Origin of the sequence: Streptomyces sp. NPDC096311 (assembly GCF_044763085.1) — a bacterium.
Classification (GTDB): Bacteria; Actinomycetota; Actinomycetes; order Streptomycetales; family Streptomycetaceae; genus Streptomyces.
On the sequence record NZ_JBIWFN010000069.1, the window covers coordinates 1 to 1,553 of the forward strand.

At 71.6% G+C, this 1,553-nt stretch carries 1 protein-coding gene; it reads right to left on the reverse strand.

The window, feature by feature from the left end; translation table 11 throughout:
* A partial coding sequence (locus ACIRA5_RS53620) for a glycoside hydrolase family 3 C-terminal domain-containing protein (protein WP_403706013.1) occupies positions 1-1,553 on the reverse strand: 1,553 nt, incomplete at both ends.

Below are 1,553 nucleotides of genomic sequence, written 5' to 3' on the forward strand. Positions count from 1 at the left end.
AGCCGGATGTCGGTGCTGGACGAACCGACCATGACCTCGATCTCGCCCGGCTCCACGATGCGGCTCATGTCCGCTCCGGTGTAGGCGAGCCGGTCCGCGTGCAGCCGGAACGTGACCCGGCGCTGCTCGCCCGGGACCAGAGGGACGCGGACGAATCCCATCAACTGCGTTACAGGTCGGGGGAGTTGGGCGACCGGGTCGGCCGTGTAGAGCTGCACGACCTCCGTGCCGGACCGGTCACCGGTGTTGCGCACCAGGCAGCTGACCTCGACCTCACCGTCGGTCGGGACCTGCTCGGCGCTCAGCTCGAACCCGTCGTAGGCGAACGTCGTGTACGACAGCCCGTGCCCGAAGGGGTAGGCAGGGGTGGGGTCGAGGTTGCTCACGCCCTCGCTGTTGCCACCCAGCGGAGCGTGCAGGTAGGTGGCGGGTTGGCCGCCGCGGCTCCTGGGGACCTGTACGGGCAGCTTGCCCGAGGGGGTGACCCGTCCGGAGAGCACGCCTGCCAGCGCGGACCCGCCCTCCTCGCCGGGGAAGAAGGCCTGGACGACGGCGGCCGCACGATCGGCGTAGGCACCCAGCGCGTAGGGCCGGCCGGAGACGACGAGCAGTACGACGGGGGTGCCGGTGGCCAGCAGCGCCTCGACCAGTTCGTCCTGGGCGCCGGGCAGCGCCAGGTCCTCGGCGTCGCAGCCCTCACCGGAGGTGCCGAGGCCGAAGAGCCCTGCGCGGTCGCCGACCACGGCGACGCAGACATCCGCCTGCCGGGCTTGCTCGACGGCCGCGTCGAAGCCGCCGCGGTCGATGTCCTTGACCGGGCAGCCCTGTTCGTAGGCGATCCGGGTCCCCGGCAGCTCCGTGGCGAGGGCGTCGAGCAGCGAGCGGGTCTCGATGCCGTTGTCGTAGCCGGGGTGGTGGGGCAGGACGTGGTTGGGGAAGGAGTAGCAGCCGAAGAAGGCGTTCGGGTCGTCGGCGCAGGGCCCTATGAGGGCCAGGGACGGGATGTTCTGGCCCAGCGGCAGGATGCCGTCGCGGTTGTCGAGCAGGACGACGCTCTGCTCGGCGAGGTCACGGGCGATCGCGCGGTGCGCCGGCGGGTCGAGGTCGATCGGCTCCTCGGTGTCGACCTCGGGCGCGAAACCGGCGTCCAGCAGCCCGAGTTCGGCCTTCTGTCGCAGCACGCGTCGTACGGCGCGGTCGACGAGGTCCTCGGAGACGGAGCCGGACCTGACGAGTTCGGCGAGGGGTTCGCCGTAGCAGAGGGTGTCGGGCAGCTCGACGTCGATGCCCGCCGCGAGGGCGCGGGCGCCGGCCTCGCCCTCGGTGGCGGCGATCCGGTGCATGGTGCGCAGGAAGGCGATCGACCAGTAGTCGGATACGACCGTGCCCTCGAATCCCCAGTCCTCGCGCAGGGTTCCGGTCAGCAGGGACGGGTCGGCGCCGGCCGGCATGCCGTCCACGTCGGAGTAGGAGTTCATCACCGAGCGAGCTCCGCCTTCGCGCAGCGCCATCTCGAACGGCGGCAGGATCACGTCGTTGAACTCCCGGCGCCC